At 66.9% G+C, this 17,025-nt stretch carries 12 protein-coding genes; all 12 read left to right on the plus strand.

Annotation, left to right across the window (positions count from 1 at the left end):
• The first annotated feature begins 191 nt into the window (after positions 1-191).
• The 12 genes from F7R26_RS23910 (at position 192) to F7R26_RS23965 (ending at position 16,995) form a co-directional block, all read left to right on the plus strand.
• Positions 192-1,571: an undecaprenyl-phosphate glucose phosphotransferase gene (locus tag F7R26_RS23910; protein WP_150984994.1), complete on the plus strand. Its 1,380-nt coding sequence runs from the start codon at positions 192-194 to the stop codon at positions 1,569-1,571.
• Positions 1,572-1,656: 85 nt separating this feature from the next.
• Positions 1,657-3,891, plus strand: a complete 2,235-nt coding sequence (locus tag F7R26_RS23915; RefSeq protein ID WP_150984995.1) for a polysaccharide biosynthesis tyrosine autokinase — start codon at positions 1,657-1,659, stop codon at positions 3,889-3,891.
• Positions 3,892-3,968: 77 nt separating this feature from the next.
• On the plus strand, positions 3,969-5,087 hold the full coding sequence (gene gmd, locus F7R26_RS23920; protein ID WP_150984996.1) for a GDP-mannose 4,6-dehydratase: 1,119 nt from the start codon (positions 3,969-3,971) through the stop codon (positions 5,085-5,087).
• Between the two features lie 5 nt (positions 5,088-5,092).
• Positions 5,093-6,082 (plus strand): GDP-L-fucose synthase family protein, encoded by a 990-nt coding sequence (locus F7R26_RS23925; protein ID WP_150984997.1) that lies wholly within the window; start codon positions 5,093-5,095, stop codon positions 6,080-6,082.
• Between the two features lie 19 nt (positions 6,083-6,101).
• Positions 6,102-7,277, plus strand: coding sequence for a glycosyltransferase family 4 protein (locus F7R26_RS23930; protein ID WP_150984998.1), 1,176 nt, complete (start codon positions 6,102-6,104; stop codon positions 7,275-7,277).
• Positions 7,278-7,478: 201 nt separating this feature from the next.
• Positions 7,479-8,783 (plus strand): glycosyltransferase WbuB, encoded by a 1,305-nt coding sequence (locus F7R26_RS23935; RefSeq protein WP_150984999.1) that lies wholly within the window; start codon positions 7,479-7,481, stop codon positions 8,781-8,783.
• A gap of 125 nt (positions 8,784-8,908) precedes the next feature.
• Positions 8,909-10,192: an acyltransferase family protein gene (locus tag F7R26_RS23940; RefSeq protein ID WP_241754704.1), complete on the plus strand. Its 1,284-nt coding sequence runs from the start codon at positions 8,909-8,911 to the stop codon at positions 10,190-10,192.
• Positions 10,193-10,205: 13 nt separating this feature from the next.
• A complete protein-coding gene (locus F7R26_RS23945) occupies positions 10,206-11,720 on the plus strand; it encodes a hypothetical protein (RefSeq protein ID WP_241754705.1) in 1,515 nt (504 codons plus the stop codon).
• Positions 11,717-12,925: a glycosyltransferase gene (locus F7R26_RS23950; RefSeq protein ID WP_150985000.1), complete on the plus strand. Its 1,209-nt coding sequence runs from the start codon at positions 11,717-11,719 to the stop codon at positions 12,923-12,925. Before F7R26_RS23945 ends, F7R26_RS23950 begins: the two co-directional genes overlap by 4 nt.
• A 148-nt stretch (positions 12,926-13,073) precedes the next feature.
• Entirely contained in the window at positions 13,074-14,816 is a 1,743-nt protein-coding gene (locus F7R26_RS23955) for an FAD-dependent oxidoreductase (RefSeq protein ID WP_150985001.1), read from the plus strand.
• Between the two features lie 175 nt (positions 14,817-14,991).
• Positions 14,992-16,152: a polysaccharide biosynthesis/export family protein gene (locus F7R26_RS23960; RefSeq protein WP_170301807.1), complete on the plus strand. Its 1,161-nt coding sequence runs from the start codon at positions 14,992-14,994 to the stop codon at positions 16,150-16,152.
• Between the two features lie 57 nt (positions 16,153-16,209).
• On the plus strand, positions 16,210-16,995 hold the full coding sequence (locus F7R26_RS23965; RefSeq protein WP_150985088.1) for a Crp/Fnr family transcriptional regulator: 786 nt from the start codon (positions 16,210-16,212) through the stop codon (positions 16,993-16,995).
• Positions 16,996-17,025: the final 30 nt, after the last annotated feature.

A 17,025-nucleotide genomic window follows, 5' to 3' on the forward strand; every position in this document is an offset into this window, starting at 1 on the left:
AGGAACAAGGAACAAGGAACAAGGAACAAGGAACAAGGAAGGAAGGACCGCCGGACGCGACCACGGGGAGCTCGCGTGCGGCGCGCCAGGAATGCATGGCGTGGCGCTGCAAAGTGATGTGAAGCAAAGAAGGAAGTCAGGCAACGAGTGGTGAAGAAACGCGAAGGGCTGGGAAGAACGGGGAGAGGAACATGCTCAAGATCGAAGGATTGCTGGCGCGCCTTCTGGACGTCGCGCTGGTGTTTGCCGGTGCTGCGATTGCCTCGCACATGCGCTTCAACGACATGTCGCAGCGCACGTTCTACGACGTGTTCATCGCGCTCTCCGTCGCGTTCACGCTGGCCCTGTTTCCTGCCTTCGGCATCTACGAGTCCTGGCGCGGACGCTCCAAGATCGGGCTGGCCGGCCATATCGCGCTGGCCTGGCTGCTGGTGCAGTTCAGCGGCGTCATGGTGTTGTTCTCGTTGCACCATATCGACATCGTCTCGCGCCTGTGGTTCGTCTACTGGACCGGCTCCACCGGCGCCATGCTGATCGTGTCGCGCCTGATGACCCATGCGGTGCTGGGCCAGGTACGCAGCGCAGGCATGAACCTGCATAAGGTCGCCGTGGTTGGCTGCGGTGCGCACTGCAGCGCGGTCATCCGGCGCGGCGTGGCCGCGCCAGCCTCCGGCTTTCGCGTGGTGGCGGCGTTCAACGTGGCGCCGCAGGGCGGCAGCCTCAATGCGAAGGTGCCGACGTTCGATGATCGCGCCGCCTTCCACCGCTATATCCGCTCGCAGGATATCCACGAACTGTGGCTGGCGCTGCCGCTGTCCGAGGAGCGCGTCATCCTGGAGTTCGTGGAGGAGTTCCGCGACGAACTGGTCAATGTCCGCTTCATGCCGGACCTGCACAGCCTGGCGTTGTTCGACAGCGGCACCATCGAGCTGATCGGCATGCCCGCGATCAACCTGGTGGCGTCGCCGCTATCGGCCTCCGCGCTGCGCCAGAAGGACGTGTTCGACCGCCTCTTTGCCGCGGCCGCGCTGATCGGCCTGTCGCCGCTGCTGATCGCGATCGCCATCGCCGTCAAGCTGTCGTCACGCGGGCCGGTGCTGTTCAAGCAAAAGCGCAAGAGCACCGACGGGCGCATCTTCACCATCTACAAGTTCCGCTCCATGCGCACGCATGCCGAGGCGGCGGGCGTGGTGACCCAAGCCACGCGCAACGATCCGCGCATCACTCGCGTGGGCGCGTTCCTGCGGCGCACCAGCCTGGATGAGTTGCCGCAGTTCTTCAACGTGCTGCGCGGCGACATGTCGGTGGTGGGGCCGCGCCCGCATGCCATCGAGCATGACGACCAGTACCAGAAGCTGGTCAGCGGCTATATCCACCGCTACCGCGTCAAGCCCGGCATTACCGGCTGGGCCCAGGTCAACGGCTATCGCGGCGAGACGGATCGCATCGAGAAGATGGAAGGCCGCATCGCCTGCGACCTGTATTACCTGGGCAACTGGTCGTTCGCGCTCGATATGCGGATCATTGCCGCCACGGTGGTCAAGGGCCTGGTGCATCGCAACGCTTACTGAGTCGCACGGAGCGCAAGGACGGGGCCGCGGCGCGCGTTAGCGCGTTGCCGGCGCGAAGCGATAGTTAGATGGAAGTCAACAAGACATGGCTACCTCATTCGAAACCCAATACACCGATGTCTCCGGCCCGGCCGAGCTCCGGCTGTCCGACTACCTGGTGACGCTGGTCGACCACTGGCGCATGATTGCCGCCATCACCCTGCTGGCGCTGGTGCTGGGCACCGTCTATGCCTTGCTGCAGAAACCGGTCTACCGCGCCGACGCCATGATCCAGGTGGAGGAGAGCAAAGGCGGCAACGCCGCCAATGCCAACCAAGGCTCGTCGCTGCAGACGCTGTCGTCGATCTTCGATCCCAACTCCTCCACGGCGGCCGAGATCGAGCTGATCCGGTCCCGGCTGGTGGTGGAGGAGGCGGTGCGCAAGCTGCATCTGGATATCGCGGCCAGGCCGCGCTACTTCCCCGTGATCGGCGCGTGGCTGGCGGCATACAACAGCGGGCTGGCGCCGCCCACGGAACTGCTCGGCCTGTCGCAGTACGCATGGGGCGCGGAAGCCATCACGGTCTCGCTGCTCGACACGCCGCAGAAGTACTACGGCAAGGTGTTCAGGCTGATCGCCGACAGCGAGCACACCTATACCCTGCGGGATCCCGAAGGCAATACGGTGCTGCAGGGCCGGGTTGGCGAGGAGGCCGCCGGCACCACCGCGCTGGGCCCGGTGCGCATCCGCGTGGATGCGCTGGTGGGGCGCAACGGGTCGCAGTTCGAGCTGGTGCGCGCATCCACCATCGGCACGGTGGAGCGTATCCAGCGCGCGCTCGTGGTGGCCGAGTCCGCCCTGCAGTCCGGCATCATCCGCGCCAGCCTGGAGGGGCCGGACCCCAAGCTCACCGCGGACATCGTCAACACCGTCGCGCGCCAGTTCGTGCAGCAGGACATTGGCCGGCGCTCCGCCGAAGCCGAGCACACGCTGGCGTTCCTGGACCAGCAGTTGCCGGCGCTGCGCAAGGAACTCGACCTGGCCGAGGAGCGCTACAACTCGTTTCGCAATCGGCAGGGTACCGTCAACCTCGGCGAGGAAAGCCGGCTGCTGCTGCAGCAGATCGTGGAGAACAAGACCAGCCTGGCGCGCTTGCAGACGCGGCTGGCCGAGATCCGCACGCACTACACCGACGCCAACCCGGCGGTGGTGGCACTGATGGCGCAGATCGAAACGCTGAGCGCGCAGCAGAGCACGCTGCGCCGCAGTGTCTCCGTGCTGCCCGATACCGAGCAGACCGCACTGCGCCTGGAGCGGGACGTGCGCGTGGATACCGAGCTCTATACCAACCTGCTCAACAACGCGCAGCAACTGCGCATCGTCAAGGCGGGCCAGGTCGGCAACGTGCGCGTGGTGGACTACGCCGAACCCGCGGACGACCCGATCCGCCCGCAACGCGCCATGCTGGTGCTGATCAGCGGCGGCATCGGCCTGGTGCTGGGGGCCTTGCTGGCGTTCCTGCGCAAAGCCCTGTATGGCGGCGTGGAGCATCCGGAAGAGATCGAGCGGATGCTGGGCGTGCCGGTCTGCGCCGTGGTGCCGCGCAGCCAGACGCAGCTGCGCTTGCAGCGCGAGTTGCGTGCCTCCGGCAGCAGCGGGCTGGGCGTGCTGGCAGCACGCGCGCCGGACGACATCGCCGTGGAAGGCGTGCGCGCCTTGCGCACCACGCTGCAGTACGCGCTGCACACCGCCCGCAACAACGTCGTGATGCTGACCGGCTCGCGCCAGGATGCCGGCAAGTCGTTCCTGTCCGTGAACCTGGCCGCGCTGGTCGCGTCAGGGCGCAAGCGCGTGCTGCTGATCGACGGCGACATGCGGCGCGGCGAGGTTCACGTGCACTTCGGGCTATCGCAGGTGCCTGGACTGTCGGACACGCTGATGGGCACGGACATCGACTCCGTGGTGATCCGCGAGGTGCTGCCGGGCCTGGATGTGCTGACCCGCGGCAGCTTGCCGCCCGATCCGGCGGAGCTGCTGATGAGCGATCGCTTCCACGCCATGCTGGACTTGTTCAAGCAACGCTACGACATGGTCATCATCGACACGCCGCCCGTGCTCGCGGTCACGGATGCCACGCTGCTCGGGCGGCACGCGGGCACCACCTTGCTGGTGGTGCGCCACGGCCGGCATTCCGCGGCCGAGGTCACCGAGACCGCGCGGCGCCTGACCAACGGCGGCGTGACGCTGCATGGCGTGCTGCTGACCGACGTCCCCAAGCCGCCACTGCTGCTGCGCACGGGCTACACCGAGTACTACGGCTACGACGGACGGGTGAAGTAGGGCCGCGGGGGGCCGCTGACTCGACATCCATACCAAGGCACTAACAAGCATTACCAACGCAAGGCGGGAGAACGACAATGACGCGCAAGGTTGCTCTGATCACTGGTGTTACCGGGCAGGACGGTTCCTATCTGGCTGAGTTGCTGCTTGAAAAGGGATACGACGTGCACGGCATCAAGCGCCGCACCTCCCTGTTCAATACAGACCGCATCGATCACCTTTACCGCGAGCGGCACGATCCCGACCGGCACTTCTTCCTGCACCACGGTGACCTGACGGATGCCACCAGCATGCTGCGCGTCATCCAGCAGGTGATGCCCGACGAGATCTACAACCTGGCGGCCCAGAGCCATGTGGCCGTGTCGTTCGAGGAGCCCGAGTACACGGCCAATGCCGACGGCCTCGGCACGCTGCGCATCCTGGAGGCCATCCGCATCCTCGGGCTGCAGAAAAAGACGCGCTTCTACCAGGCTTCCACCTCCGAGCTGTACGGGCTGGTGCAGGAGATCCCGCAGAAGGAAACCACGCCGTTCTATCCGCGCAGCCCATACGCGGTGGCCAAGCTCTATGCCTACTGGATCACGGTCAACTACCGCGAGGCCTACGGCATGTACGCCTGCAACGGCATCCTCTTCAATCACGAGTCTCCGGTGCGCGGCGAGACCTTCGTCACCCGCAAGATCACGCGGGCGATCTCGCGCATCGCGGTCGGGCTGCAGGACGAGTTCTACCTGGGCAACCTGTCCGCGCTGCGTGACTGGGGCCATGCGCGCGACTACGTGGAGATGCAATGGCTGATGCTGCAGCAGGACCAGCCGGAGGACTTCGTGATTGCCAGCGGCGAGCAGTACAGCGTGCGCGAGTTCGTTCAGTGCGCCGCCGCCGAGCTTGGCGTCACCGTGCGATTCGAGGGCAGCGGCGTGGATGAGGTCGGGATCGTGGAGTCGGTCAAGGGCAAGGAAACCAAGCTCACCCCGGGCAAGGTGATCGTGCGCGTGGATCCGGCGTACTTCCGGCCCACCGAGGTGGAGACCTTGCTGGGCGACCCGTCCAAGGCCCACGCCAAGCTGGGCTGGGCGCCGCGTACGCCGTTTTCCAAGCTGGTCAAGGAGATGGTCCGCTCCGACTTCCAGATAGCTCGGCGCGATGCGCTGGTGACGCTGGCCGGCTTCCAGGCGCTGGAACACCACGAGTAAGCACCATGGACAAGAACACCGTCTTCTTTATCGCAGGCCACAACGGCATGGTGGGCTCCGCGCTGGTGCGGCGGCTGCGGGCCGATGGCTATCGCAACCTGGTGACGCGGGACCGCGCCGAGCTGGACCTGACGGACCAGGGCGCGGTGCACCGCTTCTTTGCCGATGAGGGCATCGAGGTGGTGCTGCTGGCCGCGGCGCGCGTTGGCGGCATCCTGGCCAATGCCACGCGGCCGGCCAGCTTCCTGTACGAGAACCTGGTCATCGAGACCAACGTGATTCACGCCGCGTACCAGGCAGGCGTGGGGCGGCTGGTGTTCTTTGGCTCCTCCTGCATCTATCCACGCGACTGCGCGCAGCCCATCCGCGAGGAGTACCTGCTGACGGGCGCGCTGGAGCCCACCAACGAGGCCTATGCGATCGCCAAGATTGCCGGGCTGAAACTCTGCGAGGCCTACAACCGGCAGTTCGGTACCCGCTATCTCTCGGTGATGCCGACCAACCTGTACGGCCCCAACGACAACTACGACCTCGCCACCAGCCACGTGCTGCCGGCGCTGATCAGCAAGGCCTGCACGGCAACCCGGCAAGGCGCCCCAAGCATGACCATCTGGGGCACCGGCAAGCCACGCCGGGAGTTCCTGCATGTGGATGACCTCGCGTCGGCCACGCTGTTCCTGCTGGAGCGCGAGGTGCCGCATGGCGTATTCAACGTCGGCACGGGCCGGGACTTGCCGATCCGCGAGCTGGCGGAGCGGATCTGCCGCATTGCCGGTTTCGAGGGCGAACTGGTGTTCGATACCTCCAAGCCTGACGGCACGCCTTGCAAGCTGCTTGATGTTTCGAAACTGGGGCAGATCGGCTGGCGGCCCGCGATCGGCCTTGATGAAGGGATTTCCGCCATCTACCAGGAGTATTCGCGGCGCATGGAAGAGGGGTTGCCCAGGGTCGAGCAGGCAGGGGCAACAGCGCTCTCCAGTGCCGTTATCGAGTGACCGCAAACAGGAGATAACAATGTCAGGCTCAGTCACGATATTCCACAACGTAGTCTGGTCGCGCCACAAGGGCGCGGTGTTCTCGGCGTTGCACAGCCAGTCTGCGGCAAGCTCGATCCATTACGACATGGTGCAGATCGCGGAGACGGAGCACTTCCGGCTCGGCTTCTCCGATGTCGACTACTCGTTTCACAACTATCCCATGCACCAGCTGTATGCAGGCTGTTATGAGGATGTGCCGCGCTGGAAGATGACGGCGCGCCTGACCTGGGAAGTGCTCAAGGCCAAGGGCGAGCTGGTGGTGCTGCCGGGCTACCACCGCCCGGAATACTGGGCGATGCTGCTGGCCTGCATCGTCACCGGCAAGCGGCGCGCGGTGTTTTGCGACTCCACCGGGCGGGACCGGCCGCGGCGCATGCTGACCTCCATTCCCAAGCGCGTGTTCTTCTCGCTGTGCCACGGCTACTTTGGCTTTGGCGAGCGCAGCCGCGAGTACCTGATGTCGCTCGGCGCCAAGCCGGAGCGGATCTTCACGCCCTGCCAGGCGGCCGCCATGCCGGCCACCTACAAGCCGGAGCAAGCCCTGCAGGAGCGCCTGAAACATCGTGCGGACGGCGCGCCCGTGTTCCTGTATGTGGGCCGCCTGTCGGAAGAAAAGGGGCTGGACACGCTGCTGGAAGCCTTCGCGGGCCTGCACAAGACGATGCCGTCGGCAACGCTGCGGCTGGTCGGCACCGGGCCGATGGCAGGCACCCTGCGCCAGATGGCGGCGGAGCTCGGCCTTGAGGCCGCGGTATGCCAGGTCGGCAGCCTGCAGGACGAAGGCCTGTCCAAGGAGTACTACCGGGCGGCCTGCATGGTCTTGCCCAGCCATAGCGAACCGTGGGGCCTGGTGGTCAACGAGGCGCTCGCCCATGGCTGCCCGGCGGTGGTCAGCGAGAACTGCGGCTGCGTGCCGGAGCTGGTGCTCGAGGGCGAGACCGGGTTCGCGGTGCCGGCGCGCAGTGCCGCTGCGCTGCAGGCCGGCATGACCCGCGCGCTGGCGGCGTTCGCGGATACCCAGGCCACCGCGGAGCGTTGCCTGTCCGTGATCCGGCGCTTCGATCCGGCGAACGCCGCGTCGAATATCGCGCGCGGCTGCGCCGCGATGCTGAGCGAGCCGGAGGTGCATCAGCGAACGGGCGTGCAGACCTGAGCCGGAACCCGGAACCCAGGACCCGGGCCCAGCCCGCCTTCCTTCCTGCCGCATGTGTTGACCTTGCGATGACCTGTGCGGCCATTGCAGGCAGGGTTGCGCGCGATCGCCGCATGCGCGGCGCTCCCCGGTCGGCCGGCTGCCAGGGAGGAAGGCGTCACGTTGCCGGAATGACACACGCAGAACCGAATGGAGAGTCCCGTGAGAATCCTGATCTGCGGACAGAACTACGCGCCGGAGCTGACCGGAACCGGCAAATACACCGCCGAGATGGCCGAAGCGCTGGCCGCCGGCGGGCATGAGGTCCGCGTGGTCTGCGCGCCCCCTTACTACCCCGGCTGGCGCGTAGGCGAGGGCTATTCCGCCTGGCGCTACACGCGCGAGCTGCGCGGCGGCGTCCAGGTGCATCGCGCGCCGTTGTGGGTGCCGGCGCGCCCGACCGGCGCCACGCGCCTGCTGCACCTCGCCAGCTTCGCGCTGGGCGCGCTGCCGTCCTTGCTCAGGCAGGTTCTATGGCGCCCGGATGCCGTGATGGCGATCGCGCCCAACCTGATGAGCGTGCCCGCCACATGGGTGGTGGCGCGCCTGGCCGGCGCCAGGACCTGGCTCCACGTGCAGGACTATGAAGTCGACGCAGCCTTCGAGCTGGGCATGCTCAAAGGCGCAAGGCTGCGGCGCGCGGCGCTTGCCACGGAGCGCCTCCTGATGCGCCGCTTCGACGTGGTATCCACCATCTCGGAGAAGATGGCCGAGCATGCGGTGCGCAAGGGCGTGGCCAGCACGCGCGTGTTCCGCCTGCCCAACTGGGTGGACACCACCGCCATCTACCCGCTGGAGCGGCCCAGCATCTATCGCGAGGAACTCGGCATCCCGCCGGACCAGAAGGTCGTGCTCTATGCCGGCAACATGGGCGAGAAGCAAGGCCTGGAAATCCTGGTGTGCGCGGTTGCCGCACTGGCCGGCAATGCCGGCATTACCTTTGTCTTCTGCGGCAACGGCCCGGCCAGGGCGATGCTGGAAACCCACTGCGCCGGGCTGGACAACTGCCGCTTCCTGCCGCTGCAGCCCGTCGACCGGCTTAACGAACTGTTGAACCTGGCAGACATCCATGTGCTGCCCCAGCGCGGCGATGCGGCCGACCTGGTCATGCCCTCCAAGCTGACCGGCATGTTTGCCAGCGGCCGCGCCATCGTTGCCATGGCGCTGCCGGGGACCGAGCTGTTCGCGGCGGTATCGCCGCGCGGGGTCGCGGTGCCCCCGGACGACGTCGAGGCCCTGGCGGGCGCCATCAAGCGGCTCGCGGCATCGCCCGCGCTGCGTGCGGAGCTGGGGGCCGCGGCGCGCGGCTACGCCGAGGCCACGCTGTCCGCCGCCGCCGTGCTGTCCCGCTTCGACGCCAGGCTGCGCGCCTTGTGCGGCGAAGGCGCGGCCCGGCCCGCGGCCGGGGAGCCTCGCGTTGGGGAGGAGCTCCCGGCCAACGTATTGCAGCCGGAGAAGGCGGAGTAGGCGGAGTAGGCGCTGCGGGTGCTGTGGATGCTGTGGGTGCAGCAGGCGGAGCAGGCCGGGCATCGCGTACGCAACAACAAGAAAGCAGGCGCGCAACCAAGCGAAAAAGACAGGGGAGGTGAGGCATGTCAGCGACACAATCAGGCGCGGCGCCGGCACAAGGCCGGGCGGCAGCGCGGCCTTACGGCACGGCGATGGCAAGCCACGCCGTGGCGACATTGCCCGCGCTCACCAGCATCCGCTTCCTGGCGGCCTTGACCGTCGTGCTCTGCCACTTCACCGAGATCGGCGTGCTCAACGGCCCGGCGTGGTTCCTGCAGCTGGCCGACGGCGGCCGGCCGGCTGTCTCGCTGTTCTTTGTGCTCTCCGGCTTTGTGCTGACCTTCACCTACCGGGACAAGATCGGCCTGCCAGGCGGCGCCGCCGCGTTCTACGCCGCGCGCTTCGCCCGGATCTACCCGGTGCTGGTGCTGTCGCTGCTGTTGTCGCTGCCGGTGACGCTGTGGCTCTTGCATACGGGCGACAGCGAGCTGTTGCGCGAGTGGTATGGGCTCAAGGGCTCGTACGTCGCGATGCTGGCGGTGAGCCTCGTGGCCCAGTTGCTGGCGCTGACCGCGTGGCTGCCGTTCTCGGCGCTCAACCAGCCTTGGAACGGACCCGCCTGGAGCATCTCCTGCGAGGCCTTCTTCTACGCCTTGTTTCCGTTGCTGCTACGCCGGCTGGAAAAGCGTGGCAGCCGCGCGCTGGCACTGCTGTGCCTGGCGCTGTGGCTGTTGCAAGGTGCCTGGATCGCGCTGCTGATGGCGGTGCTGCCGCCATCGCGGCATGGCTTCCTGGTGGCGCAGTTTCCGCTGACCCACCTGTTCGAGTTCGTGCTCGGTGTCTGCGCGGGCATTGCCTACGCGCGGCTGCGTGGCGCCGGCGGCAGCCGGCACACGCTCGGCATGGGCCTGGTGGCGGTGGCGGTTTGCGCGGTCGGCACGCTGGCGGTGCTACGCCCGCTTAGTCCCGCCTTCTACCTGCAGGCGCCGTTTTTTGGCGCGCTGATCCTTGGCCTTGCCTTGCTGGAGCGGCCGGTGGCAGGCGTGCTGCACCGGCGCTGGCTGGTGTCGCTTGGCGAAGCCAGCTTTGCGCTCTACCTGATTCACGTACCGCTGGCGCGCATGGCTTACCTGGCCGGCTGGCGCCAGCAGGCCGGCTGGCTGGCGGTGGCGCTGGCCATCTTGCTGAGCCTGGCCATCTACCGCTATGTCGAGGAACCGATGCGCCGGCAGTTGCGGCGCCGGCTGGCGCGCCCGCGCGTAGTGCTGCCCGTAGTGTTGCCCGTAGTGCTGTCCGTGGTGCCTGGGGCGCCGCCCGCATCGGCGCCCCAGGCACCGGCCGCGCCGGTGCAAGCCTCCAACGGATGAAGGAGGGCCCGCCATGCGCAACCGCTTCACGGCCATCTGGATATGGCTGATGCTATGCCCGCTGGCAGTGGATTTCAAAAGCGTCGATGAAAACGGTAGCCGCCTGACGCAGATCCTGCTGACCCTGCCGGTGATCGCAGCGGGCATTGCCCTGGCCTTGATCGCGCCGCGCTTTGTCACGCGCACCCGGTTGAGCTCGACGGTCATGGCCGCCTTGCTGCTGACCGTGCCGGGCAGCATCGTCCCGCAGTTGATCCAGGGCAACGATGTTGGCAATTACCTGCGCGTGCTGTTGCCGTTCATGCTGTTCCTGATCGGCTACCTGGCCGCGCGCCATCCGTGGCCGCAAGAGCGCCTGAAGCAGATCGAGTCGGCGATGTTCGCCGCCATGGTGACGTCGCTGCTGTTCAGCTTTGCCTATGGCATGGCGGTGGGAGGCGGGCTGGAGACGGTGCGCTTTCGCATTGTCTCGGTGGTCTTCCTGGCGACGCAGGGCGTGCTGCTGCACGAGTTCGTCATCGCCAGGCGCGTGACCAAGTTCACCGTGCTGCTGTTCATCGGCACCGTGCTCATCGAAATGCTCAGCGTCACGCGCAGCTTGCTGATCGGCACGGCGCTACTGTTTTGCTTTGCCACGTGGCTGAGCGCGGCGTCGCTGCGCCATCTGCTCAAGGCGGTGCTGCGCGCGGTCGTCATCACGACGGTGCTGGTAGGCGGCACCGCGTTGGTTGGCTCGGAGCTGTTCCCGAGCGTCGCCGCGCACTGGACCCAGCGGATTGCGGCGGGCAAGGCCACCGCTTCCGGCATCGATCCGACAACCGCCACCCGGCTCGCCGAGCTCAAGGACCAGTATGACCAGGTCACCTCGAACACGACGTCGCTCATGGTCGGCAAAGGCTACGGGCATTTCTATCGCTACTCGCCCGCTTACCTGAAGGCGCTCTCCGGGCAGATGAGCGAGAAGGAGTTCTACGCGATCAACGAGTGGACGGCGGGACATAACTTCTGGGTCTACCAGTTGTTCGCGGGCGGCTTGCTGTTTGGCATCGCGTTTCCCGCCATCGTGCTGTTCTCGCTCTATCGCGGCAGCATGGCCTATCGCCACTGGCGGCGCGTGGCGCCGAACGCGCCCAACCTGGCCGTGATGGGCCGCGCCTTGCTGGTGCTGGCGGCGCTGCCGGCCACGTCGATCGGCGGCAATCCGCTGGGCCCGCGCTTTTCCGGCGTGGTGTACGGCGTGGCGCTGGGCCTGCTGGTGGCCACGCACGCGCAGCTGGCCCGCTCGACGGCCGCGAAGCTCGCCGCGCAAGGCGCGGCGGCGGCCGAACGTGCGCGGCAGGCGCAACAGGCCAAACAGGGAAGGCCCAGGCGAGCCCCGCTGGCGGGGGCGCCCGCGCTCAGGCCCGGAACCTATGCGCCAATGCTCACAACGATAGCCCACGCGCCGGCTGCCAACGCGGCCGGCAACGACCAGCCAGAGCGCGCGCCCAAGCGTCTGCGATTTGCCCCGCAAGGAGTCGACCGATGAACATCCTTCACCTGCTTTCATCGATCGATCCCAGGTTGGGCGGACCCGTGGAATGCGTGCGCCAGGGCAGCGCCCAGCTTGTCGCGCAGGGCCATCGCGTGGAGGTGCTGTCGCTCGATCCGCCGGATGCGCCCTACCTGGCCGACTTCCCCTTGCCTTTGCATGTGCTGGGGCCCGCGCGCGGCTACTACCACTACTCGCCCCGGCTGGTGCCCTGGCTGCGCGAGCATGCGCGGGAGTTCGACGCCGTCATCATCAACGGCCTGTGGCAATACCATGGCTTTGGCGCGTGGCGCGCGCTGCGCAAGCTGCAGGTGCCGTACTACGTCTACCCGCACGGCATGCTCGATCCCTGGTTCAAGCGCGCCTACCCGCGCAAGCACCTGAAGAAGTGGCTCTACTGGCCGTGGGCCGAGTACCGCGTACTGCGCGATGCGCGAGCCGTGTTGTTTACCGCCGAGGAGGAGCGACGCCTGGCCAGCCAGTCTTTCTGGCTGTACCGCGCCAGGGAATCGGTCGTGAGCCTTGGCACGCAGTCGCCGCCCCCGGAGCACGACGCCGACGGCGTGGCATTGCGCGAGCGCTTCCTGGCGGCATACCCCGAGCTGCGCGGCAAGCGCATCGTCTTGTTTCTTGGCCGCGTGCACGAGAAGAAAGGCTGCGACCTGCTGATCGACGCCTTTGCCCGCGTGGCGGCGCTGGACCCGCAGGCGCACCTCGTGATGGCGGGCCCCGATAGCGCGGGATGGGTGCCCCGTCTGCAGTCGCAGGCCGCAGCGCGTGGCATCGGCGCACGCGTGAGCTGGCCCGGCATGCTGCGCGCGGAGATGAAGTGGGGCGCGTTCTATGCCAGCGATGTATTCGCGCTGCCCTCGCACCAGGAGAACTTCGGCATCGCGGTGGCCGAGGCGCTGGGTTGTGCCGTGCCCGCGCTGATCTCCGACAAGGTCAACATCTGGCGCGAGATCGAACGTGACGGCGCGGGACTTGCCGCGCCCGACACCGTCGAGGGATGCGAGGCGCTGCTGCGGCGCTGGCTCTCCATGGACGACGCCCAGCGCGTGCAGATGCGCGCCTGCGCCAAGGCAACGTTCAACCGGCGTTTCACCGTGGAAAGCATGGCTCGCGACCTGCTGCGCGTGCTGCAGTCCGGCGAGCCGGCGCAGGCCGTGATGGAACCCGAGTGGCTGGGCCGCGATGCCTGATGCGGGATGCGCGATGCGTCCGGCAACGCACGTGCTTGGCCGCGGTTAGCGCAATGTTGGCGCACGCGAGCGAGGGCGTCGTACGAAGATGGAAGCGGGAAGGGTAGTGGCAATCCGTCTTGAAACCGGCCAACAGGGGGAGCAGTAGATGTTTATCGACACCAGAAAGCTAGAAGAGGACGCCGTGGTGCACACCACCGTCTGCATCATTGGCGCCGGGGTGGCCGGCATCACGCTGGCACTGGAGATGCAGCGGCTTGGCATCGATGCCTGCTTGCTGGAGAGTGGCGGCTACAAGGCCGATGACGACACGCGCGACCTCTATCGCGGCGAGAACATCGGGCTGCCCTATACCTTCGCCGATGGCAGCCGCAGCCGCTTTCTCGGCGGCAGCAGCAATTGCTGGGGCGGCTGGTGCCGCCCGCTGGACCCGTGGGACCTGGAAAAGCGCAGCTGGGTGGCGCACAGCGGCTGGCCGTTCGGGCTCGATGAGCTCACCCCTTACTACGAGCGCACCCATGCGCTGCTCAAGCTCGGACCCAACAACTTCGATCCCGCTTACTGGGAGGCCGCCATCCGCCGTCCCGACGTGCGGCGCCTGCCGCTGATCGGTGAGCATATCCGCGACACGATCTCGCAGTTCAGCCCGCCGGCCCGCTTTGGCAAGCTGTACCGCGAGCCGCTGGAACAATCGCATCGCGTCAAGGTGTATCTCTACGCCAACGTGGTCGACATCGGCACCAATGCCGATGCCACTTCAGTGACGGAGGTCTCGGTCGCCACGCTCAGCGGGCGGCATATCAAGGTGGCGGCGCGCTTGTTCGTGCTGGCCACGGGCGGCATCGAAAACGCGCGCCTGCTGCTGGCATCGAACAAGGTGCAGCCTGCCGGCCTGGGCAATGGCGCGGACCTGGTGGGCCGCTATTTCATGGACCATCCGCGGCTGATGTCCGGCAGTGTCCGCTTCAACAAAGGATGGGCGCGCAACAAGCTCTACGACATCAAGTACCACTACCAGAACGCGGCCGTGAGTGCCAACGGCACCTATGTCTCCTCGCAGTTCGCGCTCAAGCCCGCCGTGCTGGAACGCGAAGGCCTGCTCAATGCGCGGGTGTGGTTCTTCTCGATGTTCTACGGCGAAGGCAGCAAAGGCGCGGAGGCGCTGTTCCGCACCAAGCAGGCACTGTTGAAGAAGGACCAGCCAGGCCACAGCCTCGCCCGGGACCTGCTGACCATGGCCGCGCACCCGGTCGACACCGTGGGCTTCGGGCTGACGCGGCTGATGCAGCCGCGCTCGCTGATCACCGACGTCAAGATGCAGGCTATCGTGGAGGCCGATCCCGACCCGGACAGCCGGGTGACGCTGTCCGAACACCGAGACCGGCTTGGCGTGCCGCGAGTGCGCGTGCACTGGCGCGTGGGCAGCCTGGTGCAGCGTACCTTTGACCGCACCTTTGCGCTGCTGGCGCAGGAACTGCAAAGCAGCGGCGTGGCGCAAGTCACGCTGGATCCACCCGTGGAGGGCCGGCCCTGGCCCGCCGCGCTCGAAGGTACCTGGCACCACATGGGCACCACGCGCATGCATGATTCGCCAACAATGGGAGTGGTGGACCGCAATAGCCGCGTCCATGGCATCTCGAATCTCTACGTGGCCGGCAGTTCGGTGTTCCCGACCGTCGGCGCGAATTTCCCCACCATCACCATTGCTGCGCTGGCATTGCGCCTGGGCGGACACATCGCACGGGAGCTCGGCATGCCGTGCGCGACCTACGCGAGCGACGGCACGCCGCAGCACAAGGCGCCTGCGCGCGAGCCGGAGCAAGCGATGACGCTGGCGGGCGCGGGCATGGCGGCCGCAGCGCAGGGCCTGGTGCCCTTGCGCGAGGAGTGACTTAGGGGGCCACGGCTGGGTGTGGGCGTGCCTGTGCCACCGTGGCCCAACGTACATAAAGACCAGGTATTGGCGTGAATCTTGCGGCTATCCGGGGGCGGAACCCCAGATGGATCGTTGCAGGCGCAGCGCCCTCAAACGACTTGAATGCGGTTCACGACAAGGAGACGCTGCCATGGCAATCAGGATCTTTCCCGCTCTTGCATTCGTTGCCGTTCTTGGTGGATGCGCGTGGGCGCCGGGTCCGGCACTGGACTCGAGTCGCCTGCATGACGACATCGGCGCCAAGACTGGCACGCAAGCCTACCCGGTGCAACTGATCAACGCGGAGGTGATCTCCCGCCAGATCGACGCGGTTGCCACGACCAACAGCAAGGTGACACCCGCCACGGGCGCGGACCTTGCCCAGAGCATCGCGAAGTACGAATACCGCATCGGCCCGCAGGACCTGCTGGGCGTCACGGTGCTGTACAACCCGCAGCTGAGCTCCAGCGCGGCGAACATGCAGCCCATGCCGATCGCGCCCGGCGCCGCCGACGGCGCGCAGCAGCAGGCGCCGCTGGAACAGAACGGTTTTCGCGTCGGCGCCAATGGCGAGGTCTACTATCCGCCCGTGGGCATGCTGCGGGTTGGCGGAAAGACCGTGGAGCAGGTGCGCAGCATGATCTCCACGGCGCTGTCCAAGGAGATCCGCGACCCACGGGTCGACGTGCGCGTGGTGTCGTACCGCAACAGCCGGGTCGACGTCACGGGGTTGGTGAAGAACCCCGGGTCACTGCAGGTCACCGATGTGCCGCTCTCGATGATCAACGCCATTGCGCGCACGGGCGGCACGTTACCCGATGCGGACGTGCAGAAGGTCAGGCTGACGCGCGGCGACAAGGTCTACGAGCTGGATCTCGATACGCTGACCGAGCGGCGCAATGGCGTTGGCGATTTTCTCTTGCAGGGCGGCGACATCATCAATGTGCCCGACCGGCTCTCCAGCCGGATCTTCGTGATGGGCGAAGTGGTCAAGCCGACCTCGCTGCTGATGAACAAGGGCCGCCTCTCGCTGGCTGACGCGCTCGCCGGCGTCAACAGCATCGACATCCGCGCTGCCGACCCGCGCCAGGTCTTCGTGATCCGCGGCGCGCGCGAGAACCCGACACAGCCAGCCGTGTACCGGCTTGACATGACACAGGTGGATGCTTTGCTGCTGTCGACGCAGTTCCGCATGGAGCCGCTCGACGTGGTGTATGTGGGCACGTCGGATGCCGTGCGCTTTAACCGGGTGCTCGAGCAGATTACGCCGACCATCCAGACCCTGTTCTTCACCAAGCAACTGGGCAAATAAACCAGGGCTGGCGGGGCAGGCAGTTGGGCAGTTGGGGTCTTGCAGGGGTAATACGTGATGTACAGCCAGCGATTAGCTCCGGACGTCAATCACCTCCTGCGCGGCTTGCCGCGCGATGACTGGGAGGCCATCTCCAACCACCTCGAACTGGTGCGCCTGCGCCCCGGGCAACTGCTGACCGATTGCGGGCAGCATACCAATCATGTGTATTTCCCGACCACGGCGGTCGTCTCCATGCTGTCCTTCCTGGAGGACGCCACCACCGTCGAGATCGCCACGGTCGGCAACGAGGGCATGGTTGGCATCCCGGTGGTGACGGGGGGCAATGCCATGCCTTACCGGCTGGAGGTGCACACGCCCGGGTTTGGCTACCGGCTCGCGGCGAACAAGCTGCGGCAAGAACTGCTGCGCTCGCCGGCAATCCTGCGGCTGACCCTGCTGTACGTGCAGGCGTTGCTCACGCAGATCGCGCAGACCGCGGTGTGCAACCGCTATCACTCGCTGAACCAGCAGGTTTGCCGCTGGCTGCTGCTCGCCGTCGACCGGCTTTGCTCGAACGAGATCGCCATCACCCAGCAGGTCATCGCCACCAAGCTGGGCGTGCGCCGCGAGGGCGTGACCGAAGCCGCCAGGAAACTGGCGGATCTCGGGTTGATCCACTACAGCCGCGGCCACATCACGGTGATCGACCGGGTCCGGCTGGAGCTGCACGTCTGCGAGTGCTATGGCCTCGTCCGGCGCGAGTACGGGCGCTTGCTGTCCAACGGGGATGGCGGGCCGGCCTTGCCGGAACGGCTGGGACACGCCCGTGCGCTGGCTGTGTGCGCGCATCACGCGCACTGAGCGCACTGAGCGCATGAAGGGCATGGAGTG

Source organism: Cupriavidus basilensis (assembly GCF_008801925.2).
GTDB lineage: Bacteria > Pseudomonadota > Gammaproteobacteria > Burkholderiales > Burkholderiaceae > Cupriavidus > Cupriavidus basilensis.

Bases quoted from the DNA above. Each gene is read 5' to 3' on its own strand.
- F7R26_RS23925 (WP_150984997.1), top strand. From the start codon at position 5,093: ATGGACAAGAACACCGTCTTCTTTATCGCAGGCCACAACGGCATGGTG.
- gmd (WP_150984996.1), top strand. From the start codon at position 3,969: ATGACGCGCAAGGTTGCTCTGATCACTGGTGTTACCGGGCAGGACGGT.
- F7R26_RS23940 (WP_241754704.1), top strand. From the start codon at position 8,909: ATGTCAGCGACACAATCAGGCGCGGCGCCGGCACAAGGCCGGGCGGCA.
- F7R26_RS23945 (WP_241754705.1), top strand. From the start codon at position 10,206: ATGCGCAACCGCTTCACGGCCATCTGGATATGGCTGATGCTATGCCCG.
- F7R26_RS23915 (WP_150984995.1), top strand. From the start codon at position 1,657: ATGGCTACCTCATTCGAAACCCAATACACCGATGTCTCCGGCCCGGCC.
- F7R26_RS23950 (WP_150985000.1), top strand. From the start codon at position 11,717: ATGAACATCCTTCACCTGCTTTCATCGATCGATCCCAGGTTGGGCGGA.
- F7R26_RS23965 (WP_150985088.1), top strand. From the start codon at position 16,210: ATGTACAGCCAGCGATTAGCTCCGGACGTCAATCACCTCCTGCGCGGC.
- F7R26_RS23955 (WP_150985001.1), top strand. From the start codon at position 13,074: ATGTTTATCGACACCAGAAAGCTAGAAGAGGACGCCGTGGTGCACACC.
- F7R26_RS23930 (WP_150984998.1), top strand. From the start codon at position 6,102: ATGTCAGGCTCAGTCACGATATTCCACAACGTAGTCTGGTCGCGCCAC.
- F7R26_RS23910 (WP_150984994.1), top strand. From the start codon at position 192: ATGCTCAAGATCGAAGGATTGCTGGCGCGCCTTCTGGACGTCGCGCTG.
- F7R26_RS23960 (WP_170301807.1), top strand. From the start codon at position 14,992: ATGGCAATCAGGATCTTTCCCGCTCTTGCATTCGTTGCCGTTCTTGGT.